At 68.6% G+C, this 20,503-nt stretch carries 24 protein-coding genes; 14 read left to right on the top strand and 10 right to left on the bottom strand.

Annotated elements, in window-relative coordinates; translation table 11 throughout:
* Position 1 precedes the first annotated feature (1 nt).
* From ccoN to OZ403_RS29175, 6 genes are all read left to right on the top strand, one after another.
* Positions 2-2,389 carry a cytochrome-c oxidase, cbb3-type subunit I gene (ccoN, locus tag OZ403_RS29200; RefSeq protein ID WP_268782316.1) on the top strand — a complete coding sequence of 796 codons (2,388 nt, stop codon included), beginning with the start codon at positions 2-4 and terminating at the stop codon, positions 2,387-2,389.
* On the top strand, positions 2,389-2,571 hold the full coding sequence (locus OZ403_RS29195; protein ID WP_140794583.1) for a cbb3-type cytochrome oxidase subunit 3: 183 nt from the start codon (positions 2,389-2,391) through the stop codon (positions 2,569-2,571). Before ccoN ends, OZ403_RS29195 begins: the two co-directional genes overlap by 1 nt.
* Positions 2,561-3,112 (top strand): c-type cytochrome, encoded by a 552-nt coding sequence (locus OZ403_RS29190; RefSeq protein WP_140876800.1) that lies wholly within the window; start codon positions 2,561-2,563, stop codon positions 3,110-3,112. The genes OZ403_RS29195 and OZ403_RS29190 overlap by 11 nt, the downstream gene beginning before the upstream one ends.
* Before the next feature lie 20 nt (positions 3,113-3,132).
* A complete protein-coding gene (gene ccoG / locus OZ403_RS29185) occupies positions 3,133-4,551 on the top strand; it encodes a cytochrome c oxidase accessory protein CcoG (RefSeq protein ID WP_140799611.1) in 1,419 nt (472 codons plus the stop codon).
* Positions 4,552-4,690: 139 nt separating this feature from the next.
* Positions 4,691-6,064, top strand: coding sequence for an oxygen-independent coproporphyrinogen III oxidase (hemN, locus tag OZ403_RS29180; RefSeq protein WP_140856489.1), 1,374 nt, complete (start codon positions 4,691-4,693; stop codon positions 6,062-6,064).
* Between the two features lie 11 nt (positions 6,065-6,075).
* Positions 6,076-6,654, top strand: coding sequence for a hemerythrin domain-containing protein (locus OZ403_RS29175; RefSeq protein WP_174258919.1), 579 nt, complete (start codon positions 6,076-6,078; stop codon positions 6,652-6,654).
* Between the two features lie 73 nt (positions 6,655-6,727).
* On the opposite strand, the gene OZ403_RS29170 is transcribed toward OZ403_RS29175, so the two are convergent.
* Both OZ403_RS29170 and OZ403_RS29165 read right to left on the bottom strand, forming a co-directional pair.
* The gene (locus tag OZ403_RS29170) at positions 6,728-7,396 is read right to left on the bottom strand and encodes a DUF4476 domain-containing protein (RefSeq protein WP_140794578.1); all 669 of its coding nucleotides are present in this window, start codon (positions 7,394-7,396) and stop codon (positions 6,728-6,730) included.
* Positions 7,397-7,591: 195 nt separating this feature from the next.
* Positions 7,592-8,200, bottom strand: coding sequence for a 2,3-bisphosphoglycerate-dependent phosphoglycerate mutase (locus OZ403_RS29165; RefSeq protein ID WP_140794577.1), 609 nt, complete (start codon positions 8,198-8,200; stop codon positions 7,592-7,594).
* 169 nt (positions 8,201-8,369) lie between these two features.
* Here OZ403_RS29165 and OZ403_RS29160 point away from each other — a divergent pair, with 169 nt between their 5' ends.
* Positions 8,370-9,638, top strand: a complete 1,269-nt coding sequence (locus tag OZ403_RS29160; RefSeq protein ID WP_140799608.1) for a DNA glycosylase AlkZ-like family protein — start codon at positions 8,370-8,372, stop codon at positions 9,636-9,638.
* A 9-nt stretch (positions 9,639-9,647) separates the two neighbouring features.
* Here OZ403_RS29160 and OZ403_RS29155 read toward each other — a convergent pair whose 3' ends face one another.
* The 3 genes from OZ403_RS29155 to OZ403_RS29145 all read right to left on the bottom strand — a co-directional run bounded on the left by OZ403_RS29155 (position 9,648) and on the right by OZ403_RS29145 (position 10,963).
* A complete protein-coding gene (locus tag OZ403_RS29155) occupies positions 9,648-10,130 on the bottom strand; it encodes a VOC family protein (protein WP_140794575.1) in 483 nt (160 codons plus the stop codon).
* Positions 10,131-10,201: 71 nt separating this feature from the next.
* The gene (locus tag OZ403_RS29150) at positions 10,202-10,663 is read right to left on the bottom strand and encodes a YaiI/YqxD family protein (RefSeq protein ID WP_140794574.1); all 462 of its coding nucleotides are present in this window, start codon (positions 10,661-10,663) and stop codon (positions 10,202-10,204) included.
* A 33-nt stretch (positions 10,664-10,696) separates the two neighbouring features.
* Positions 10,697-10,963: a hypothetical protein gene (locus tag OZ403_RS29145; RefSeq protein ID WP_268782315.1), complete on the bottom strand. Its 267-nt coding sequence runs from the start codon at positions 10,961-10,963 to the stop codon at positions 10,697-10,699.
* Between the two features lie 305 nt (positions 10,964-11,268).
* On the opposite strand from OZ403_RS29145, the gene OZ403_RS29140 reads away from it, so the two are divergent.
* Together OZ403_RS29140 and OZ403_RS29135 are read left to right on the top strand one after the other, a co-directional pair.
* Positions 11,269-11,718: a hypothetical protein gene (locus OZ403_RS29140; RefSeq protein WP_237077530.1), complete on the top strand. Its 450-nt coding sequence runs from the start codon at positions 11,269-11,271 to the stop codon at positions 11,716-11,718.
* A 55-nt stretch (positions 11,719-11,773) separates the two neighbouring features.
* Positions 11,774-12,172: a GFA family protein gene (locus tag OZ403_RS29135; RefSeq protein ID WP_090490125.1), complete on the top strand. Its 399-nt coding sequence runs from the start codon at positions 11,774-11,776 to the stop codon at positions 12,170-12,172.
* 11 nt (positions 12,173-12,183) lie between these two features.
* On the opposite strand, the gene OZ403_RS29130 is transcribed toward OZ403_RS29135, so the two are convergent.
* Positions 12,184-13,101 (bottom strand): LysR family transcriptional regulator, encoded by a 918-nt coding sequence (locus OZ403_RS29130; RefSeq protein ID WP_140794573.1) that lies wholly within the window; start codon positions 13,099-13,101, stop codon positions 12,184-12,186.
* An 88-nt stretch (positions 13,102-13,189) separates the two neighbouring features.
* Here OZ403_RS29130 and OZ403_RS29125 point away from each other — a divergent pair, with 88 nt between their 5' ends.
* On the top strand, positions 13,190-14,242 hold the full coding sequence (locus tag OZ403_RS29125; RefSeq protein WP_268782314.1) for an alkene reductase: 1,053 nt from the start codon (positions 13,190-13,192) through the stop codon (positions 14,240-14,242).
* Positions 14,243-14,245: 3 nt separating this feature from the next.
* Here the strand turns inward: OZ403_RS29125 and OZ403_RS29120 are convergent, their stop codons facing one another.
* Positions 14,246-15,298 (bottom strand): lipase secretion chaperone, encoded by a 1,053-nt coding sequence (locus tag OZ403_RS29120; RefSeq protein ID WP_268782313.1) that lies wholly within the window; start codon positions 15,296-15,298, stop codon positions 14,246-14,248.
* Between the two features lie 23 nt (positions 15,299-15,321).
* Complete coding sequence (locus OZ403_RS29115) at positions 15,322-16,248, bottom strand: lipase family alpha/beta hydrolase (protein WP_174258918.1); 927 nt, start codon at positions 16,246-16,248, stop codon at positions 15,322-15,324.
* Positions 16,249-16,658: 410 nt separating this feature from the next.
* On the opposite strand from OZ403_RS29115, the gene OZ403_RS29110 reads away from it, so the two are divergent.
* Both OZ403_RS29110 and OZ403_RS29105 read left to right on the top strand, forming a co-directional pair.
* Positions 16,659-16,811, top strand: coding sequence for a hypothetical protein (locus OZ403_RS29110; protein WP_268782312.1), 153 nt, complete (start codon positions 16,659-16,661; stop codon positions 16,809-16,811).
* 81 nt (positions 16,812-16,892) lie between these two features.
* Positions 16,893-17,414: a DUF5872 domain-containing protein gene (locus OZ403_RS29105; RefSeq protein WP_268782311.1), complete on the top strand. Its 522-nt coding sequence runs from the start codon at positions 16,893-16,895 to the stop codon at positions 17,412-17,414.
* Positions 17,415-17,426: 12 nt separating this feature from the next.
* On the opposite strand, the gene OZ403_RS29100 is transcribed toward OZ403_RS29105, so the two are convergent.
* Positions 17,427-18,065, bottom strand: coding sequence for a hypothetical protein (locus tag OZ403_RS29100; RefSeq protein ID WP_237077528.1), 639 nt, complete (start codon positions 18,063-18,065; stop codon positions 17,427-17,429).
* A gap of 236 nt (positions 18,066-18,301) precedes the next feature.
* On the opposite strand from OZ403_RS29100, the gene OZ403_RS29095 reads away from it, so the two are divergent.
* A complete protein-coding gene (locus OZ403_RS29095; RefSeq protein WP_140796638.1) occupies positions 18,302-18,664 on the top strand; it encodes a DoxX family protein in 363 nt (120 codons plus the stop codon).
* Between the two features lie 217 nt (positions 18,665-18,881).
* On the opposite strand, the gene OZ403_RS29090 is transcribed toward OZ403_RS29095, so the two are convergent.
* Positions 18,882-19,955: a serine hydrolase domain-containing protein gene (locus OZ403_RS29090; RefSeq protein WP_174258917.1), complete on the bottom strand. Its 1,074-nt coding sequence runs from the start codon at positions 19,953-19,955 to the stop codon at positions 18,882-18,884.
* Between the two features lie 202 nt (positions 19,956-20,157).
* On the opposite strand from OZ403_RS29090, the gene OZ403_RS29085 reads away from it, so the two are divergent.
* Positions 20,158-20,496 (top strand): hypothetical protein, encoded by a 339-nt coding sequence (locus tag OZ403_RS29085; protein ID WP_228559395.1) that lies wholly within the window; start codon positions 20,158-20,160, stop codon positions 20,494-20,496.
* The last annotated feature ends 7 nt before the right edge of the window (positions 20,497-20,503 follow it).

The following is a 20,503-nucleotide window of genomic DNA, read 5'->3' as shown; positions in this document are numbered from 1 at the left end:
CGTGCATCAGCAACGAATCATCTATGACGACACCACGGTCCGGCGCTTCATCATCGCGTCGGTGCTGTTCGGCATCGTGGGAATGGCGGTAGGGGCGCTGGTGGCCAGTCAGCTCGCCTGGTGGCAGGCGAACCTGGGCATCCCCTACACGACCTACTCCCGCCTGCGCCCGCTGCACACGAACGCGGTCATCTTCGCCTTCGTGGGCAACATGATGTTCGCGGGCATCTACTACTCCACGCAGCGTCTGTTGAAGACGCGCATGGCGTCGGACCTGCTCTCGAAAATCCACTTCTGGGGCTGGCAGCTCATCATCGTCGCGGCGGCGATTTCGCTGCCCCTGGGCTTCACCACCTCCAAGGAGTACGCGGAGCTGGAGTGGCCCATCGACGTGGCCATCGCCGTCATCTGGGTCGTCTTCGCCATCAACTTCTTCTGGACGCTGGCGAAGCGCCACGAGAAGAACCTCTACGTCGCCATCTGGTTCTACATCGCGACCATCGTCACGGTGGCGGTGCTGCACATCGTCAACAGCCTGGCGCTGCCGCTGTCGGGGCTGAAGAGCTACTCCGTCTTCGCGGGTGTCCAGGACGCGCTGGTGCAGTGGTGGTACGGCCACAACGCCGTCGCCTTCTTCCTCACCACGCCCATCCTGGGCATCATGTATTACTTCCTGCCCAAGGCGGCGGAGCGGCCGGTGTATTCGTACCGGCTGTCCATCATCCACTTCTGGGCCCTGGTCTTCATCTACATCTGGGCCGGTCCGCACCACCTGCTCTACACGGCGCTGCCGGACTGGGCGCAGTCGCTGGGCATGATTTTCAGCGTCATGCTGTGGGCGCCGTCGTGGGGCGGCATGCTCAACGGCCTGCTCACGCTGAAGGGCGCCTGGTACAAGCTGCGCGAGGACCCCGTCCTCAAGTTCCTCATCGCGGGCGTCACCTTCTACGGCATGGCCACCTTCGAAGGGCCGCTGCTGTCCATCAAGTCGGTGAGCGCGCTGGGCCACTACACGGACTGGATTGTCGGCCACGTCCACAGCGGCGCGCTGGGCTGGAACGGCTTCATGGCGGCCGGCATGTTCTACTGGCTGGTGCCCAGGCTGTACGGCACGAAGCTGCACTCGCCCAAGGCGGCGGACGCGCACTTCTGGCTCGGGACGGTGGGCATCCTCCTCTACATGGTCTCCATGTGGATCAGCGGCGTCACGCAGGGCCTCATGTGGCGCGCGGCGAACCCCGACGGCACGCTGCTCTACCCGAACTTCGTGGAGACGCTGCTGGCCATCCGGCCCATGTACATCGTCCGCTTCGTCGGCGGGTCCATGTACCTGGTGGGCTTCATCATGATGGCGTGGAACCTGTGGAAGACGGCCCGCGCTGGCAAGGCCGTGGACGGGGAGACCACCGTCGTCGTGGAGCCGCCCGCGCCCACGCCCGTCGCCGAGCCCGTCCCCGCCAAGGCCCCGACGCCCGGCTGGGTGCAGGTCGTCACCGGCCGGCCGCTGGTGTTCGCCATCGCCATCCTCACCGTGACGATGTTCCTCGGCTGGGCGAAGCCAGTGCGCGCGGTGGTGCTGATGGGCGCCATCATCGCGTTGGGCGAGTTCGCCTGGATTGTCACCCGCAGGGACCGTGAAGCAGGCCGTCCGTCGTGGTTTGGCCTCATCGAGGGCAAGCCGCTGGCGTTCACGGTGCTCACGCTCATCGCCATCCTGATTGGCGGTGTGGCGGAGCTGCTGCCCACCATCATGCTCAAGCAGGCCGTGCCGGCGCACGGCCAGGCGCAGGAGCCGTATTCGCCGCTGGAACTCCAGGGGCGTGACCTCTACGTCCGCGAGGGTTGCTACACCTGCCACTCGCAAATGATTCGCCCCTTCGTGGCGGAGACGCAGCGCTACGGCGACGTGTCCCGCGCGGAGGAGTTCATCTACGACCACCCCTTCCAGTGGGGCAGCAAGCGCACCGGCCCGGACCTGCACCGGCTGGGCGGCAAGTACCCGAACCTCTGGCACTACACGCACATGATGGACCCTCGGGCGACGAGCCCCGGCTCCAACATGCCGCCGTACCCGTGGCTGGCCGAGCAGCGCATCGTCGTGAAGGACGCGCCGAAGAAGCTCGCGCTGATGCAGCGGCTGGGCGTGCCGTACAGCAACGCGGACGTGGACAGCGCCGAGGCGCGACAGAAGACACAGGCGGAGGGCATCACCGCGGACCTGGCGGCGCAGGGCGTCCAGGTGGCGTGGGATTCGGAGATGGTGGCCATCATCTCCTACCTCCAGCGCCTGGGACGTGGGCCGCAGGACCTGCCCGCGCCGCCGGAGAAGTCGCCCGGGCCGCCGGACCGTCTGCCTGCCGCCACCATCGCCAGTGAGGAGGGCCGCTGATGTACAAGCAATTCTATCAGGGGATGTCGCTCACCGAGCTGCCCCTCTTCGCCTTGGTCCTGTTCATCGCGGTGTTCCTCGGCGTCGTCGCCTGGGTGTTCGTGGCGCGGCGCAGCGGGGACTTCGACACGCTCGCGCGGATGCCGCTGAGCGAGAAGGGGGAGGGCGGCCATGAGCAGTGACAAGCCGCTGTTGCACTCCGTCTATGACGGCATCGAGGAACACGACAACCACCTGCCCAACTGGTGGCTGTTCATCCTCTGGACGTCCATCATCTTCAGCGCGGGGTACTGGTTCTGGTACCACATCGCAGAGGCGGGGCCCGGGCAGCTCGGTGAGTACGCCGCCGAGTCCGCGGAGGTGGCGAAGCGCGCGTCCGGGAACACCCCGGCGTCCGACGACACGCTGCTCGCGCTGGCCAAGGACCCGGCCTCCCTGGACAGCGGCAAGCAGGTGTTCCAGGCGAACTGCGCGGCCTGTCACGGCGCGCAGGGACAGGGCTCCATCGGTCCCAACCTGACGGACGCGTACTGGATGCACGGTGGTGGGCCCATGGCCATCCACAAGGTCGTGGCGGACGGCGTGGTGGCCAAGGGCATGCCCGCGTGGGAGCGCACCCTGGGCGCCGAGCGCGTCAAGGCCGTCACTGCCTACCTGCTCACGCTCAAAGGTACCAATGCGCCCGGCGGCAAGGAGCCGCAGGGCGAGCCCGAGCAGCCATAGCTCACGGAGAGGATGCAGTCATGTCGGCGGCACCGCAGCGGGATGGCCCGCGCATCGACCAGCTCACGTCCATCCACGCGGATGGTTCGCGGCTGGCGCTCCACCCGGCGGACGTGCGCGGCCGGTTCATCACCCGGCGGCGGGTGGGCTTCGCGGTCCTCATCGCCATCTACCTGGCCCTGCCACTCGTGGAGGTGGGGGGCCACCCGGCGGTGCACCTGGACGTGGCGGCGCGCCGCTTCTACCTCTTCGGTGGCACGTACAACGCGCAGGACTTCTGGCGCGTCCTGTTCCTGCTGACGTCGGTGGGCTTCGGCCTGCTGTTCTTCACCGCATGGCTGGGGCGCGTGTGGTGCGGCTGGGCGTGTCCCCAGACGGTGTTCCTGGAGGCGCTCTATCGCCCCATCGAGCGGTTCTTCGATGGGCCCCGGGAGCGCCGGCTGAAGGCCGCGAAGGAGCCGTGGACGCCCGTGCGCGTGGCGCGGGCGGTGCTCAAGCATGGCGCGTACGTCGCGGTGTCGCTGCTCATCTCCCACGCGGCGTTGAGCCTCTTCGTCTCGGCGGGAGGGCTCGTCGCGATGGTGGCCGATGGCCCGGTGGCTTCGCCGGTGGCCTTCACCTGGGCCATGGCCGTGACGGGCTCGCTGTACTTCAACTTCGCGTGGTTTCGTGAGCAGCTCTGCGTGGTGGTGTGCCCCTATGGCCGCCTCCAGTCCGCGATGCAGGACCGGGACTCGCTCATCGTCGGCTACGACACGCGGCGCGGTGAGCCTCGGGGGCGGCTGCTCAAGGTGCCTCCTGGTGCGGCAGCACCTCCGCGCGGCGACTGCGTGGACTGCTTCAAGTGCGTGGCCGTGTGCCCCACGGGCATCGACATCCGCAATGGCTTGCAGATGGACTGCCTTGCGTGCGCGCAGTGCGTGGATGCGTGCGACGGCGTCATGGACAAGCTGGGCCGGCCGCGTGGGCTCATCCGCTATGACTCGCTCAACGGATTGGACGGGCAGCCACGGCGGGTGCTCCGGCCCCGCTTGTTCATCTACGGCGCGTTGATGCTGGTGGCGGTGGTGGGCCTCACGCTGAGCCTCGTGCGGCGCGTGCCCTTCGAGGCGAACCTGCTGCGCTTCCAGGGCATGCCCTACGTCGTCGAGCAGGGCACGGTGCGCAACCAGTTCGAGCTGCACCTGGTGAACAAGAACCCCTCCGAGACGGTGCTCACCATCCGCGTGGACAGTCCCGTGCCCGCGAAGGTGGTGGTGCCACAGGCGCAGGTGACGCTCGCCTCGCTGGAGAGCTTCCGGGTGCCGCTGTTCATCACCGTGGACCGCAGCGGAACGGAGCTTCCATTCCACTTCACCGTCGAGGTGGCGGACTCGGCCTCCGGTGAAGTGAAGCGCATGGAAGCCCGTTTCCTGGGACCTGCCCCCACGGGAGGTTAGGGCAAGGTGCCCCCGCTCAGGGGCGCCACGGCGCAGGCGTTGCGCCGTGGGTGGATGGGGCCGCAAGGCCTGCGCGACTTCCTCCTCCCCCCCGCCTTGGATGATCCTGGCACGAGGCTTGGAGTGGTGACGCGGTGAGATGGAGCCCCCCCGCCAGGAAGTCCCCACGCCGCCCGAAGCCCTGCTGAGCCGGTACGACGTCTCCGGCCCTCGTTACACCAGCTACCCCACGGCGCCCGAGTGGCGGAAGGACTTCGGTCCGGAGCATCTGGTGGAGCGGCTCGAGCATGCAGGCAACCGGGAGCGCGCCGAGCCGCTGTCGCTCTACGTGCACTTGCCCTTCTGCCGCAGCCTCTGCTGGTACTGCGGCTGCAACGTCGTCATCAGCCGTGACCGGGCTGCGGCGGACCAGTACATCGACCATCTGGAGATGGAGCTGGACCTGGTGGTGCAGCGGCTCGGCTGGCGGCGCTCCCTGTCCCAGATTCACTGGGGCGGAGGCACGCCCACCTTCCTGGATGAGCGGCAGCTCGAACGGCTGTGGACGGCGCTCACCCGCCGCTTCCGCATCGCGCAGGACGCGGAGGTGGCCATCGAAATCCACCCGGCCGTGACGACGCCCGGCCAGCTCACGCTGCTTCGGAGCCTGGGCTTCAACCGCGTGTCCATGGGCCTGCAGGACTTCGACGCGCGCGTGCAGGAGGTCACCAACCGCATCCAGTCCCCGGAAGAGACGCGGGCGCTGCTGGAGCACGCGCGGCTGCTGGGCTTCAAGGGCGTGAACTTCGACCTCATCTACGGCCTGCCGCACCAGGACGCCGAAGGGTGGGCCCGCACGCTGGACACGGTGTTGTCGATGCGGCCGGACCGGCTGGCCGTCTACTCCTTCGCGTTCATGCCCGACGTGCTGAAGCACCAGCGGCGCATGCCCGCGGAGGCCATTCCAAGCGGGCGCGCCAAGCTGGAGTTGTTCCGCTCCGCCTACGCGGCGTTCGTCTCCGCGGGCTACCGGCCCATTGGCATGGACCACTTCGCGGTGCCAGAGGACGAGCTGGCGCGCGCGCAGGCCGAGCGCCGGCTGGGCCGCAACTTCCAGGGCTACACCATCAAGGCCGCCTTGGACGTGGTGGCCATTGGCAGCACTGGCATCAGCGACGTGGACGGCGCATATGCGCAGAACGTCCGCGCGCTGCCGCGCTACTACGAGCGCGTCTCCCAGGGCTGCCTGGCCACGGAGCGCGGCCTGTCGCTGACAGCGGACGACCAGCGCCGCCGCGCGGTCATCACCCGGCTCATGTGCAACTTCTGGGTGGATTTGGGGCCGGACGGCGCCGACTACTTCGCGCCGGAGCTGGCTCGGCTGCGCGCGTTCGAGGACGACGGCTTGGTGACGCGCACGGGCTCGCAGCTGGAGCTGACGCCCATGGGGCGGCTCTTCGTCCGCAACGTGGCCATGGTGTTCGACGCGTATCTCGCGGGGACGGAGCGCCCCCGCTTTTCCCGCACGGTGTGAAGGGGTCGGTCATGGATGCATTGGACGTGTTGAACCAGGAGCACCGCCATATCCAGCGCGTGCTGGAGGTCCTGGAGCGGGCGGTGGCGAAGGGCCGCGATGGGGAGTTCGTCTCGGCCTCGCTCTTCCTGCGCGCCGCGAACTTCTTCCTCACCTTCGTTGATGGCAGCCACCACGCGAAGGAGATGGTGCTCTTCCAGACGATGGTGGCGCACCGGCTGCCGCTGGCGCCCGGGCTGCTGGCCCAGGTGTCCGGCGAGCACGGCACCGGCAGCGAGCACGCGGTGGCCATGCTCTGCGCGGCGGAGACGATGCTGCGTGGCGGGGAGACGGACCCCTCGCGCATGCTCGACGCGGCCGACGACTGGCTGCGGTTGTACCGGGGGCACACCGGGGTGGAGGAGGCGCAGGTGTTCCCCATGGCGCGGCGGCTGCTGCCCGCGGGAATCCTGGACCGGATGCGGACGCGCTTCGCCCGAATCGAGGCGTCGCATGGCTCGCTGGCGGAGGCCGCGGAGGCCATGGAGCGCGCCTTCACGCCCGTCCCGGCGGGACGTCTCTTCCCGCGCGGACCGGTGTGCTCATTCTAGAACGCGACGGGCGCCGCGGGAGCACTTCCCGCGACGCCCGGAGTCCTGCTGTCTACGTGTCGGCCCGCGCGGCTCAGCGCTGCGAGAGAATCTCGTCCAGCCGCTTCTTGTCGCTGGAGAAGGAGAAGTGGCTGTAGAGCATGTGGCTGTTCTGCGGGTCCAGGATGTACGGCTTCAGCTCGCGCACCACCGCCAGCTTGTCCTGGGTGAACTGGAAGTTGCCCAGGAGCTGGCCCACCTGGGAGACCAGGAAGTAGTGGTGCTGGGCCGCCGAGACGAGCACGCGCATCTTGTCCTCGGCGAAGGTCTGCAGGGAGATGGAAGAGTGGATGCGGCGCAGCTCGCTGTCCGAGATGGGCCGCACCGCCGGCTGCGGGGGCGGCATGGGCGGCGGCGGCGGGAGGACGGTGGCCAGCAGCGGCGCCCTGTTCACCAGGTCCTGCACGGAGTTCAGCGTCTCCTTGGCGTTGCGGAACTTGTTGCGCTCCTGCCGGTTCATCCGCTGCTCGGCTTCCTTCAGCAGCTTCTCCAGCCGGTCCAGGCGCTCGTTCAACTCCCGCCGGTCCACCACCACCTGGCTGCCGGAGTGCTGCGGCGGGTAGCTGGGCTGGTTCGGATGGTGCGGCTGCGGCATGGGCTGGCCCGGCGGCGGACCGTGCGGACGGCGCATCTCCGCCTGGGCGTGGGCATCAAGGGAGGGAAGGGCGAAGAGGAGAGCGAGGGAGGTGATCAGGGCCTTCATGGGGGAGCGTCCTTTCATGTGCTCGGAGCATCTGACGCGCCGGGGCCGGTTACATTCAACCGGACGCGGTAGGGCGTGCAGCCTGCCTCCGGACCACGGAAGTTCCCCCTGGAGCGGCCTGAGCCGTCCTCGCGCCGCCGTGCGTATCCCATGACTCCAGGGGGGATGGGTAGCCCCCCTGTGCCTTCACCTGAGTCAGGGGGACGCGGTGCGCTTGGATAGCACCTCTCCGTCCGGCGACATCTCGTAGACGAGCGGCACCCCGGTGGCCAGCTCCAGCCCCACCACCTGCTCCCCCGTGAGGTTGTCCAGCTTCATCACCAGGGAACGGTTGGAGTTGCCGTGGGCCACCACCAGCACGTTCTTTCCCTGGCGCAGGTCCCCGGCGATGGCGCGCTCATAGAAGGGCAACACGCGCTTCGCCGTCATCTCCAGGGACTCGCCGTTGGGGGGCGGCACGTCGAAGGAGCGGCGCCACTTCTTGATTTGCGCGTCCCCCCAACGCTTCGCGGCGTCCGCCTTGTTGAGTCCCTGCAGGTCGCCGTAATTGCGCTCGTTGAGGGCGGCGTCCCGGATGGTGGGTACCTGCTGTCCCAACGAGTCCAGGAGGATGGACAGCGTCTCCTGCGCCCGGATGAGCGCTGACGTATAGGCGACGTCGAACTCCATCCCTTTCAGCGCCTCCGCCGCGCGCCGGGCCTCCTGGCGCCCCTGGTCGGTGAGGGGGACGTCGACGAAGCCGGTGAAGCGGTTCTCTTGATTCCACAGCGACTGACCGTGTCGGACGAGGACGAGGGTAGGCATGGCCTCCAGGTAATCCGGAAGCCCTAGGGCGGCCAGGGGTGTACGCGTTCACCCGGGGCCGGGCGTTCCTGGCTCTACAGTCTCGCGCTCCGTTCAGGCTGGTTTCGCACGCGGTGCCCCTGGTGGAGCCGGGGCCCATCGCACTAGAGGGGACGGAGGAGGAGACACCATGGCTCGCAAGGCCGCCGCATCCGCTGATTCCGCTCTGAGCATCACCCTGGCCCGCGCCCGTGCGCACTGGCTGCGGACGCAGGGGCTCGCGGAGCCGCTGAAGGGGAGCCTGGAGGAGGTGGTCGCCGCGACCGGCTGGGTGCGGACGCTGGGTGGCGTGGACGTGTACCTGGCGGTGAGGGCCCGAGCGCCGGGGCTGCGGCGGGCGGACCTGGACGCGGCGGCGGAGGCGTCCCAGCTCCAGGTGGTTCCCGCGGTGCGTGGCTGCATCTACCTGGTGCCTCGCGCCCACGTGCCCCTGGTGCTGCGCGTGGCCGAGGAGGCGTACCGCAAGCGGGCCGACCGCGAGCACGAGAAGGTGGGCCTGGACGCGAAGGAGCTGGCGGACGTGGCCGAGGCCGCGCTGGTGGCGCTGCGCAAGGGGCCGCTGTCCACGGACGCGCTGCGCAAGGCGATGCCCGCGGGCGTGGTGCGCAGCCTGGGCGAGGTGGGCAAGAAGGTGGGCCTGTCCTCGACGCTGCCGCCCGCGCTGCGCCACCTGGAGTTCGAGGGCAAGGTGGAGCGCCGCACGGAGGGGGGGCGGCTGGACACGGAGCGCTACCTCTGGCGGCTGACGGCTCGCAACCCCTTCACCGGGGCCAAGGTGCCCGCCGCGGCGGAGGAGCGCAACGCGCGGCTGGCGGCCATCTTCTTCCGCCAGTTCGGTCCGGCGACGGTGGAGGACTTCGCGGCGTGGTCGGCCTTCTCGCAGCGGGACGCGAAGGCGGCCGTGGCGCGGGCGGGGCTGGTGCGGGTGGCCGTGGAGGGGTACTCGGAGGCGGCCTATGTGCCCGAGGACGTCCTGGCTGCCTTGCGAGAGAAGGTCCCCGCGGCCACGTCCGTGTCCCTGCTGCCCGCGCATGACCTGTATGTCTCGTCGCATGGCGGGCCCGCCTGGGTGACGGACCCCAAGCACCATGGCATCGAGGTTCCAACGTGGGGCTCCGCGAAGGGCGGCACCCTGGGCGAGGCCGCCCACATCTTCGTCCGCCCCGTGCTGGACGCGGAGCGGCTGGTGGGGCTGTGGGAGTTCGACCCGAAGGCGGACGACGTGGTGTTCCACACCTTCGAGCCGCTGGCGCCCAAGCGGCGCAAGGCCGTGCTGGCCCTGGCCGAGGACACGGCCACGTTCCTTCGAGAGGACTTCAGCCTCGCGCGCAGCTTCAGCCTGGACAACGAGGACTCCGTGCAGAAGCGCGCGGACTTCGTGAAGTCGCTGGGGAAGTAGGCCGGCGCCTCAGCCCTGGAGCATCTGCGTGAAGCGGCGCTGTATCTCCTCGGGGGAGACATCCTCGATGCGGGCGTTGAGGGCCCAGCGATGGCCGAACGGATCTCTCAGGTGCGCCGAGCGTTCGCCGTAGAACTCGTTCTGGATGGGGCGCTCCAGGGTGGCGCCCGCGTCGATGGCGCGCTGGGCGGCGGCGTCCACGTCATCCACCCGGAGGTTCAGCGAGCACGTCGTGCCCCCGCGGCTCTGGGGGCTCAGGATGTCGTACTCCGGGTATTCGTCCGCGAGCATCAGCGTCACGCCGCCCAGGTCCATCTCCGCGTGGCCCACGCGCCCGCTCGGCTCGGTGAGTCGGTACTTCTCCCGGGCGCCGAAGGCCCGTGTGTAGAAGTCGAGCGCGGCGGGCGCGTCCTTCGTCACCAGGGCCAGGGAGAGGCGGGGGCCCTCGGGGAGCGTCGCGGCTGCGGAGGCGGACGGGTTCTTGTCGTTCATCGAGCACCTTTCTGGGTGGGTGTGGATGCCAGGAGGATGCCTCCGCCGCGCTCGGAGGGGTTGGATGAATTTTACTTGGGCACCGCTTTCACCAGCCGGGTCAGCTCGCGGTCCAGGGCGGCGGCGAACTGCTGCCGGTCCTGGGCCGAGTAGCCGTCAGGGCCGCCGGTCGTCACGCCGCTCTCCCGAAGCTCCTGCATGAAGTTCCGGACGGAGAGCCGCTCGGCGACGTTCTCCTCGGTGAAGACCTCTCCGCGCGGGTCCAGCACCACGACGCCCTTGGGCACCAGCAGCGCGGCGAGCGGAATGTCCTGGGTGACGGCCAGGTCTCCCGGCTGTGCCTGCTGGGCGATGTGCTGGTCCGCGACGTCGAGGCCCGCGCCCACCTGCACGCTGGAGACATAGGCCAGCCGTGGCAGGGAGAGCGCGCGGTTGGCTACGAAGACGGTGTGGACCTTCACGCGCTGGCCAGCACGCAGGATGATGTCCCGGACAGGGCCCGGGCAGGCGTCGGCATCGACCCAGATTTTCATACGGGACGACTATCTCAGGATTCGCGCGCGGACTCACCCACGGCGCGCCGAGCCGATGAGGTCCTGGGTCAGCACCACGAAGGTGGCACGGCCCCCCACGACCAGCAGCAGCGCGCTGGCCAGGGACATGCGCCACAGCTCGCCCCCGGAGACCTCCGCCTCGCCAATGCGTTGCAGGAGCTGCACCTGGCTCACGGAGAAGAGGGCGTCCGCCAGCCACCATCCGGTGGCGCCCAGCCACACGGCCCACGCTGGAAGGGGCGCGACCTCGGTGGGCCTTGCGGGTTCCTGCTCGTGCATGGCGTGAAAGGCTACCGGGCGACAGGGATGCCTTGCACGCCGACGGGGACAAACCGTGAGAGGCAATCCCTTGCGGTCGTCAGGATGCAATGCGTCATCCCGGATGGAAGACGGCGGCTGGGGGCCGCTTTTCGGAAGGACTGGCGGTCGCATCTATGATGGCGCCCATGCCTCTATTTTCAATGCGTGTCGTCATTCCAATCATTGCCATCACCCTGCTCACCACGGCTTGCGGTACCGAAGCCACGGGGGAATGCCAAGGCACTCTCCTGGGCACCCGTGTGAAATGGCCCATCGATGGAGAAATGTCCCGGTGGATCCGCAATGGCTCCGGCGGGAATGGGCAGCACGGCACCTGGATTGACCTGAGCTACGACCCCAAGGGCGCCGTGGGCATGACGCAGTTCGGCGTGGACATCCGGCTCGTGAGTGGAGCCGTCGTCAGCGGCGGGCCGGTGACGGTGGCGTTGGCCAACGAGGACGGGCGGCGGCTGGTGCCGGCGGCGGACTCGCTGGTGGTGGACTGGCTCGCCAGCGTGGCGACACGCTCGACGACGGGCTTTCCCGAAACGACGGGCGCGCCGGTGGCGGGCTCGGTGACCCTGGACGCGGTGAATGATGACTTCGCCGCGGGCCGCTACGTCTATCGTTACAGGGATGGCAGTGAGCTGACTTGCACCTTCAACGTGCCGTCGCCGGAGCGGGCCGCTGGCTTCTTGGGCGGGGACTACGATGACGATGATGATGACGATTGAACCCGACTCATGGATTGCACGCGCTCGCTCGTGGCGTGTGTCGTAGAACGAGTGCATGAACAAGAACACGGGTGGCTGCTTTTGCGGAGCGGTGCGGTATGAGGTGAGCGCGCCGCTGACGGCGGTGACGTACTGCCACTGCTCGAAGTGCCGAAAATGGCATGGGCACGTCGGGGCCTACGCGGCCGTGGACCGGGATGGCTTCCGGCTCACGGAGGAGCACGGCCTCAAATGGCACACCGTCTCGCCCACGGTGCGGCGCGGCTTCTGCGTCGAGTGCGGCTCCAGTGTGCTGTTCGATGAAGCGCCTTCCGCGAAGATGTCGATTTGCGCCGGGACGTTGGAGTCGCCCACCGGCATTCGCGAGAAGGCGCACATCTACCTGGGCAGCAAGGGGGACTACTACGACATCACTCCGGGCCTCGTGGAGTACGACACCTTCCCTGGGAAGTGAGCGCTGGCTCGCTACTCTGACCAGGGGGGCTGCTTGAAGTAGTCCGTGAGCACCTGGAGCATGGCGCGAACCGCGGGTGAGACGTTGCGGGCGCTTGGGTAGATGGCGAAGAGGGGCAAGGGCGGCGGCGCGAACCGCTGGAGCACCTCGACGAGCCTGCCCTCGGCGACGGCGGAGGAGGCGTGAATCCTCGACAGGCGGACGAGTCCCTGGTCCGCCTCCGCCAGTGCCACCAGCACCCGGAAGCTGTTGACGGACAGGCTGGGGACGATGCCCACGGAGGTCGCGCGCGTGTCTCCGCGAAAGTTCCAGGTGGTGGGCGTGAGGGAGCCCGTCATCGCCAGGCAGCGGTGCTTCACCAGGTCGCGCGGCTTGCCAGGAACGCCCATGCGCTGGAGATAGGCTCGGCTCGCGAACACCCCCAGCCGGTGAGGCTCCCCGAGCTTGCGCGCGATGAGGCGTGAGTCATCCATGGGGCCGATGCGTACCGCGAGGTCATAGCCCTCCTCTACCAGGTTCACCCGGCGGTCCGTGCAGTCGGCCTCGATTCGCACCTCGGGATAGCGGGATGCGTAGGTGGAGAGCACCTCGCCGAGCACGCTTTGTCCCAGTTCGAAGGGCGTGGTCATCCGCAAGCGTCCGCTCGGGTGGGACTGGAGCTTCCCGACCAGGGCCTCGGCGTCCCGCAGCGCGGTGATGGCAGGTGCGACTTCGTGCAGGTAGCTGGCGCCGATGTCGGTGAGCGTCACGCTGCGCGTGGTGCGTGAGAAGAGCCGGACGCCCAGGTGCGTTTCGAGCGCCGCCACGCGCTGGCTCAGCGTGGACTTCGGCACTCCCAGGGCGAGCGCCGCGGCGCGAAAGCTCTTCCGGTCGGCGACCTCGACGAAGGCGATGACAGCGTTGGGGTCTGCCTGGCGCATTGTCCGCATGACCGGACAGTACTTCCGGAATCATGACATTGGCCAACAGCCTTGGCGGGCGCAGATTGTCGGTGTCCCCATTCCGCGGAGCAACCCCATGGCCCTTTTTTCTTCCTACCGGCTCGGAAATATCGCCCTGTCGAACCGCATCGTGATGGCGCCCATGACGCGGAGCCGCGCGGTGGGCGGCGTACCCAACGACTTGATGCGGGAGTACTACACGCAGCGCGCGTCCGCGGGACTCATCATCACCGAAGGCATCGCGCCCTCTCCCAATGGGCTGGGCTACGCGCGCATCCCGGGAATCTTCTCGGCGGAGCAGGTCGAAGGCTGGCGCGGCATCACCCGGAGCGTCCACGCCGCGGGGGGCCGCATCGTCGCCCAGTTCATGCACGTGGGCCGCATCGCGCACCCCCTCAACCTGCCAGCGGGCGCCCGCATCGTCGCGCCCAGTGCCGTCCGTCCCGAAGGGCAGATGTACACGGACCCGGAAGGGCTGCAGCCGTATCCGGTGCCGGAGGCGATGACGGACGCGGACCTGCGCGCCACGCGCGAGGAGCTTGTCCAGGCCGCACGCAACGCCGTGGAGGCGGGCTTCGACGCCATCGAGCTGCACGGCGCGAATGGCTACCTCCTGGAGCAGTTCCTCCATCCGCACACCAACCGGCGCACGGATGCCTATGGGGGCAGCGCCGAGAACCGGGCGCGTTTCGTCGCGGAGGTGGCGCGGGCCAGCGCGGATGCTATTGGCGCCGAGCGCGTGGGCATCCGGTTGTCGCCCTACAACACGTTCAACGACCTCCCGCCACATGACGCGGTGGCGGAGCAGTACGCGACACTGGCCCAGTCACTGAAGGGGCTGCTCTATGTGCACCTGGTGTCCAATCCCCACGAAGGCTTCGAGGCGACGGCGCGGGCCATCCGGGAAGGGTTCGGCGGGCCCATCATCGTCAACGGAGGCTTCTCACGCGAAAGCGCGCAGACGGCGGTCGACGCGGGGCAGGCCGACCTGGTCTCCTTCGGCCGGCCCTTCATCTCCAACCCGGACCTGGTGTCGCGCATGCGGAAGGGCGCCGACCTCACGGCGCCTCAATTCCAGAGCTTCTACACGCCGGGCCCGCAGGGCTACGTGGACTACCCGGCGCTGTGAGGCTCAGGGAGCTTTGGCCGCCGCGTCGATGGCGTCCAGGGCCTCCACCCGCAAGCGCTCCTCCGGGGTGAAGGAGTCGAACAGCAGCCGCTGCACGGCGGCCTGACGCGCGGCGGGGTTCGGCTCGGACTGGCCCAGCGCCTCCCGGCGGGAACGGAACTCCGCCAGTCGCCGCTTCCACTCGGCCTCCTCGCGGTCCATGGCCTCCAGTCGCTCGGTGACCTCCGGGCCCACGGTGGCCAGCCGGTGCTGGCGCAGGTCCTCGGCCGACGCACCGGATTCCACCAGCTCCCGTTCCACCGCCTGCTGCCGCAGGGGGCGCAGCGCCTCGTCGCGGCTGGCGCGGTATTCCGCGGGGAGTTGTTCATCCAGCGCGGCGATGCGGCGCTCGCGCTCCTCGGGCGACAGCGTGGTGTCCTGCTGGAGCTTCATCCGCTCCACCGACACCGCATCCACCCGCTCCTCGTCACCGAAGAGTCCCTCCGCCCAGGGGCCCAGGTGCTCGCGGCGCAGCTCGCGCAGGGACTCCAACCGCGCGCCCACGTCCAGCGCCGCGCCCCGCTGGTTCGCCGCGAAGGTGCGCGCCGCGTCGCGATACGCCAGGTAGTCATCCAGCACGCGCACGGCTTCCTCCATCGCCGCGGCTGGCAGATTCTTGGCCCGCAGCGAGGCGAGGATGCGCTCGCGGATGACGGGCAGCCCTTCCTCGCCCATCGCGGAAAGGTAGTAGTCGAACAGGCGCCGCAGGTCCGCCGACACCACCAGGTGACCCGACGCATCCACCTGCACCGAGCCATCCTCCTCCGTGTCCTGGAGCGAGCCCGGCATGGGGGGCAGGGCGGGCGCGGCGGACGTCGTGTCCGCGGGCGACGCGGTGGGCACGGCACGTTGCGGCGCCGGTGTGCCCACGCGCGGCGCGGAGGGCACCGGCGCTGAGACAGCGGCGACAGCGGGCCCAGGCGGCGTGGGCGTCGCCTGGGCCTTCCACCATGAGAACACGCCCGCACCCAGCAGGGCGCACAGCGCGGCTACGGGAATGACGGCGCGGTTCTTCATGGCGGTCCTTCGCGCGCGGCCGTCTATAGGCCGAGCCCCTTCAGGCGGTTGGCGTGGTTGCGGAACACCGTCTTCGGGTTGGTGAAGAAGGCGGTGAGGCCCAGCACCTGGTTCACCTCGTCCAGGTGGTTCATGTCGTAGTTGTCACGCAGCACCGTGCCGAAGTGCGAGCTGCACTTGCCGACCAGGCCGTCGTTCGCCTCGCTGTAGAAGAACGAGCTCAGCTTCATCGGGTAGTCGGACACGTCGAGCAGGTTGGTGAAGGGGTCCGTGCCGGACCAGGAGTAGTAGCGCTGGCCCTGCGTGCCCGTCGCGGCGCCCTGGCCACAGCTGCTGGAGGGGATGCCCGCCGGGTACTTCTGGTTGAACGCCGCCGTGCCAGACTTGCTGAGCGCCGCCAGCGCGCCAATGGCGTCCTGCGGGTTCGTCTTCCCCGACAGCAGCCCCAGGACAGTGCCCAGGTTGTTGGCGAAGTAGGCCAGCACGCTCTCCGTGAAGGAGCCGCCCCGGAGGTTGCCGCGCAGGTAGTCCGCCAGGTCCGCGCCCTTGTGCGGAGAGCCCACCGTCGTCACGGACGCCACCAGGTCCGGGCGCACCGCCGCCACGTAGCGCACGTCCAGGCCGCCGTGGCTGTGGCCAATGAGGTTCACCTTGCCCTTGCCCGAGCGCGCGACGATGTCCTTCACCTGCGCCAGCAGCGCCTCGCCACGCTGCTCCGTGGTGTTGAACTGCGGAACGCTCGTCACGTACACCGTCGCCCCGCCCGAGCGCAGGTCGGAGCCAATGCCGTAGAAGTAGTCGTAGACGCCAAACAGCGAGTCGAAGCCCGCCATGCCGTGCGCCAGCACGATGGGATAGCGGGTCTGTGTTTGGGTATTCGCGAGCGCGGGGTGCGCCCACAAGCCAAGTGCCGCGACAGCCAGAACCAGTGTCCGGACAGCGTTTCGCATGAGGAGGGGCTCCTGTTCGGGGGACGGGTCCACTGCGGATTGACCCGCGAATCAACGCGTAGGCCAATCACAGACCAGAATCAAGGCGCCTCCTGCATTATCGGCAAAACGAGTGAGGCCAGTCGTCACATGTTCTTGCCGTATTGCGTCAAGGGCTCACGACGCAGTGCGCTGATTTTACGTCGTGAGCCTCTGTGTCGCAGTGCGTTGGTCGCTCCTGCGGGGTGAAATCTTGAGTCACTGTGTCACGGGTGACTCATTGGCTGTGGAATCCATGCTCAACGGAAAGGCACACTCACGCATCAACGCGCGGGCGTCCGCGTTCTGGCCGCGAAAGGCTCGGTAGCCCTCGTAAGGGTCCACGGTGTTTCCCACGGAGAGGATGTGCTGATGCAGGCGCGCGGCGGCCTTTGTGTCGCGATACCGAACACCTCCGGCGGCTGACCATCCCGTCCTTCACCAGCCGTCCCGAGGTGAGCCGCATCGAGACGTCCCTGGTGTTCTCGTACTCACGGCTGGGCGTCCCGGTGAATCCAGAGGACATGGTGGCGTTGCCGCGCTGAGGGGGCAGAGGGCCGGCGCGCTTGCGGATGGCTCGTGCCGCTCCCACCCTGAGCGGGTATTCGGACCGCGAGGAGGACGACATGGCCACCCGGAAGCGCTCACGCACCCCTGCCGCGAAGCTGGCTCGCTCGTCATTGCGTGGCCGTACCACCCGCAAGGCGGGGACCGCCTCCCGTTCCACCGCTCGGAAGGCCGCTTCCCGCGGCCGGTACACGGAGCCGGAGCTGCGCGAGCGCATCAAGGCGCGCATCCTCCGGGGCAGCAAGGGTGGGGAGGCAGGGGAGTGGAGTGCTCGCAAGGCGCAGCTCGTGGCGGCCGAATACAAGAAGGCCGGTGGGGGCTACCGGGGCGGCCGTGGCGGAACGCAGAAGTCGCTCACGTCCTGGACGCAGGAGGAATGGCAGACACAAGAAGGTGACGCTCGTGCGCGCAAAGGCGGCACCACGTCCCGCTATCTGCCGAAGAAAGCCTGGGCGCAGCTGAGCCCCGCGCAGAAGCACGCGACGGAACGCAAGAAGCGCGAAGGGACCCGGCGCGGCAAGCAGTTCGTGCGCAACACGGCGGCGGCGCGGACCGCGCGCAAGAAGACGACCCGCCGCTGACGTTTGAAGGGCTTACGTCCCGGGATGCGTGGAGGGATTGCCCGCGGGCGGGAGGAAGCCCGCTTCGTAGTCCGCGAGCAGCTCCGGGAAGGCAATGCACTTCTGCGTTTCAGGATACACGCCGGTGGAGTAGCGGATGGCGGCATAGCCGAAGATTTCCGTGAACAGCGCCAGCTTCGCCTCCGCGGGGGCCCGGCGGACGTGGTCATGGAAGGCGAGCACTTCTCCCTCCAGCGAGAAGGGCCGTGCGTACATGGCATGGGGAATCACGTCATGGACGATGCGGAAGACGCAGTTCTCCTCTGGCGTCCACAAGGGATGCTCGCAGTGCTCGGTGTTGATTTCGAGCTGTCCCCGCTCCAGGTCCGCGACGATGTCCTCCGGGCCGGAGTAGACGGTGCGCGTCGAATAGCGGATGGACAGGCAGGGCCGGACGGCTTCGTAGACGTCGAAGGCGTGGGCCAGCAGGGCTCGCCAGGAGCCGCTGCATCCCTCATCGAGGTGCCGGGCGTCGGCCGCATAGGCATCCGTCACCCGGGTGGCGAACGCCAGCAGGGCGGCGGGCTGGAATGCGCGTGGCGCTGGGTCCGCATAGGCGGTGAGTGGAAAGCGTGAGTCAATGCGCTGGCGCAATTCGTACAGCACCGTCATGGAACAACCCCCGGTGACGGCCATTGGAGCGCGCGGCCAACCTCTCCGTCAACAGCGCATCCATCCCCGAATGGGCCTGTTCGCTGCGCCCTCTCCCTTGTCGAGAAGTGTGGGGGGCCGTTAGATCGGCGAGGCTTCCAGGTCCCACTTCCACCTAGGGCGTCTCTCTCATGTCGAGCACTTCCTCCGCCGTCTCTCCGGCCTCCACGCAGTCCGCCCCTGCCACCAAGGGATGGATGCTCTGGCTGGGACGCATCTTCACCGGACTCGTCGTCGCCACGCTGGCCTTCAGCGCGTCGATGAAGCTGGGTCAGTCACCCGAAGCCATCCAGGGAATCGAGAAGTCTGGCTACCCTGGCTCGGTGTTGCTGGCCATTGGAATCGCCGAGCTCATCTGCCTGGTGATCTACGCGGTGCCGCAGACGGCCGTATTGGGCGCCATCCTCGTCACGGGCTACCTCGGCGGCGCCACCTCGACGCACGTGCGCCTGTCCGAGCCGTTCATCGCCCCCATCCTCGTGGCCGTTTTCGCCTGGGCGGGGCTTTTCCTGCGGGACGCACGTCTCCGGGCCTTGCTGCCCCTGCGCCGCTTGCCCTGAGCACGCGCAACGGTTCCTCTCCTGGAGGCAGGCTTTCGTTGTCTGAGGGCGGGCGCTCATTTTCCGGGCGCCCGCCGGCTTCTGGGGCCACGTAGACCTTCTGGTCATCCTTCATGGAGGATGACGAACGCACGCGTGTCGCGAGAACCCACGAAGTCCAGCACCGCGTTCAGCTTCGCCGCGTCCGACGAGAGAAAGACAATCGCGTGTGGCGGACTCACCCCGGCATCGGGCGCCGAACCTGTGCCTCCGTCGGGAGGAGACGGGAAAGCAGCTCGAGCCCTGGGGCTTGCAGGGGGATGCGCCCACGGAGCGCGGAGAAGAAGGACCAGCCATGGTTCGCCAGCAGCACCACGCCCGCGTCCGCCCCGGCGGCGAAGCCCATGAAGCCGGTGTAGCCCCGGATGACGGAGGAGCGCCACACCACCGGCTGACCGCGCACCTGCGTCACGCTCCACCCGAGCCCCACCTTCCCAAGGTTCGCCTCCGCGCGCGGCACATGTGTCATCTGCAGGGCACGCACGACGCCCGCGTCGCCCCGGCCGAGGTTCGCGTCGAGGAAGCGGAGCAGGTCGGGCGCGGTGGAGTAGGCGGCGCCCGCTCCCGGCAGGGCGGGGAAGGTCCATTGGGGGACCGGTTTGCCTCGCGCCGTGTGGCCGGCCGTCAGGCGCGGCTCCTGTTCCTCGGACAAGCGCAGCGTGGTGTCGGCCATGCCCAGGGGCTTGAAGAGCAGGTCCCTCAACGCGTGTCCGTAGTTGAGTCCCGCGCGCCGAGAGAGGGCGTGGCCCAGCACACCCATGCCCAGGATGGAGGGCGCGTGGCGGCGCGGCGGCGGCCATTCCGGCTGATAGGTCTGGAGGAATTCTCCGAAGTGTCTCGCGTCGTAATGGCCGAAGGGGTCCTCCATCATCTGGGCGCTCTGCTCCAGGTTGGGAGGCAGGTGGGGCATGCCCGACGTGTGTGTCGCCAACTGCTCGAGGGTGATGCGGCCCGCCGTGGCATCCGCGAGCAGCGACCGGGGAATCACCTCGGACAGGGGCATGTCGAGCCGTGCCTTGCCCTGGTCCACGAGCAACGCGAGGAGGGCCCCCGTGAAGACCGGGGTCAGCTCGCCCAGCGCGAAGATGGCGCTTTCAGAGGGCGGCGCACCCTTGCTCCGCAGCGTCTCGACGTGATGCACGCCTCCCTGGGTGATGCCGGCGCAGAGGGACGCCGTGCGATATCCGCGCACGTAGGCGCGGGTGGCATCCTGGAGCAATTCACCGGGGGGCGGCTTCGGCACGGAACGCATGGCGGGCCTTCTACACCATGTGTCCGGAGCGGCCAGGGAGGGCCGGCGCCGGGTGTCCGCGCCTTGCTGTCACACGCCTGCACGGAAATTGACGGAATGTCATTCGTCCGCCGTGCCGGAGCCGACCAAGTGCGCGGAATCTTGGGAATGAAGCGTTGGAACGGCATGTGTAATGGCTTCCCGGCAACAGGAGGTCCACGCCATGACCGTTTGCCGTCCGCCCGTATCCCCTGGGTTTTCCGCCACGCGTCACTTCGTCGAGCGCAGCTCGCTTCGGCAGCTTCGTGACGATGTGCTCGACTTCATCCTGGAGTTTGGCATCCGGACCCGGGCGACCGGTATGACGCACGTCACGGTGCTGGAGCGGGAGCTGCCTCGTGCATGGCGGAGCCTGGATGTGGCGCGGCAGGCGCGTGGGTGGATTGTCCTGCTCAATGACGAGGAGCGCCTCATCACCTGCTACCGGCGCGGCGATGCGAACCGCTTCATCCGCCGCAAGCCCAAGCACCGCATGTCCAGCGACCAGCTCCAGCGGATCTGAGCGGGGG

The organism is Myxococcus sp. NMCA1, from assembly GCF_026810205.1.
Taxonomy (GTDB): Bacteria; Myxococcota; Myxococcia; order Myxococcales; family Myxococcaceae; genus Myxococcus; species Myxococcus xanthus_A.
Note: the sequence above shows the minus strand (reverse complement) of the source record. Positions and strands in the feature narration are given on the sequence as shown.

Excerpts from the sequence above, each read along its gene's own strand:
- OZ403_RS29150 (WP_140794574.1), bottom strand. The coding sequence starts at position 10,663 with ATGAAAATCTGGGTCGATGCCGACGCCTGCCCGGGCCCTGTCCGGGAC.
- OZ403_RS29170 (WP_140794578.1), bottom strand. The coding sequence starts at position 7,396 with ATGAAGGCCCTGATCACCTCCCTCGCTCTCCTCTTCGCCCTTCCCTCC.
- OZ403_RS29095 (WP_140796638.1), top strand. The coding sequence starts at position 18,302 with ATGCTCTGGCTGGGACGCATCTTCACCGGACTCGTCGTCGCCACGCTG.
- OZ403_RS29155 (WP_140794575.1), bottom strand. The coding sequence starts at position 10,130 with ATGAACGACAAGAACCCGTCCGCCTCCGCAGCCGCGACGCTCCCCGAG.
- OZ403_RS29090 (WP_174258917.1), bottom strand. The coding sequence starts at position 19,955 with ATGCGTTCCGTGCCGAAGCCGCCCCCCGGTGAATTGCTCCAGGATGCC.
- OZ403_RS29120 (WP_268782313.1), bottom strand. The coding sequence starts at position 15,298 with ATGAAGAACCGCGCCGTCATTCCCGTAGCCGCGCTGTGCGCCCTGCTG.
- OZ403_RS29160 (WP_140799608.1), top strand. The coding sequence starts at position 8,370 with ATGGCTCGCAAGGCCGCCGCATCCGCTGATTCCGCTCTGAGCATCACC.
- OZ403_RS29195 (WP_140794583.1), top strand. The coding sequence starts at position 2,389 with ATGTACAAGCAATTCTATCAGGGGATGTCGCTCACCGAGCTGCCCCTC.
- OZ403_RS29190 (WP_140876800.1), top strand. The coding sequence starts at position 2,561 with ATGAGCAGTGACAAGCCGCTGTTGCACTCCGTCTATGACGGCATCGAG.
- OZ403_RS29165 (WP_140794577.1), bottom strand. The coding sequence starts at position 8,200 with ATGCCTACCCTCGTCCTCGTCCGACACGGTCAGTCGCTGTGGAATCAA.
- ccoG (WP_140799611.1), top strand. The coding sequence starts at position 3,133 with ATGTCGGCGGCACCGCAGCGGGATGGCCCGCGCATCGACCAGCTCACG.
- OZ403_RS29100 (WP_237077528.1), bottom strand. The coding sequence starts at position 18,065 with ATGACGGTGCTGTACGAATTGCGCCAGCGCATTGACTCACGCTTTCCA.
- OZ403_RS29115 (WP_174258918.1), bottom strand. The coding sequence starts at position 16,248 with ATGCGAAACGCTGTCCGGACACTGGTTCTGGCTGTCGCGGCACTTGGC.
- OZ403_RS29105 (WP_268782311.1), top strand. The coding sequence starts at position 16,893 with ATGGCCACCCGGAAGCGCTCACGCACCCCTGCCGCGAAGCTGGCTCGC.
- OZ403_RS29140 (WP_237077530.1), top strand. The coding sequence starts at position 11,269 with ATGTCCCGGTGGATCCGCAATGGCTCCGGCGGGAATGGGCAGCACGGC.
- OZ403_RS29130 (WP_140794573.1), bottom strand. The coding sequence starts at position 13,101 with ATGCGGACAATGCGCCAGGCAGACCCCAACGCTGTCATCGCCTTCGTC.
- OZ403_RS29135 (WP_090490125.1), top strand. The coding sequence starts at position 11,774 with ATGAACAAGAACACGGGTGGCTGCTTTTGCGGAGCGGTGCGGTATGAG.
- OZ403_RS29125 (WP_268782314.1), top strand. The coding sequence starts at position 13,190 with ATGGCCCTTTTTTCTTCCTACCGGCTCGGAAATATCGCCCTGTCGAAC.
- hemN (WP_140856489.1), top strand. The coding sequence starts at position 4,691 with ATGGAGCCCCCCCGCCAGGAAGTCCCCACGCCGCCCGAAGCCCTGCTG.
- OZ403_RS29145 (WP_268782315.1), bottom strand. The coding sequence starts at position 10,963 with ATGCACGAGCAGGAACCCGCAAGGCCCACCGAGGTCGCGCCCCTTCCA.
- OZ403_RS29085 (WP_228559395.1), top strand. The coding sequence starts at position 20,158 with ATGACCGTTTGCCGTCCGCCCGTATCCCCTGGGTTTTCCGCCACGCGT.
- OZ403_RS29175 (WP_174258919.1), top strand. The coding sequence starts at position 6,076 with ATGGATGCATTGGACGTGTTGAACCAGGAGCACCGCCATATCCAGCGC.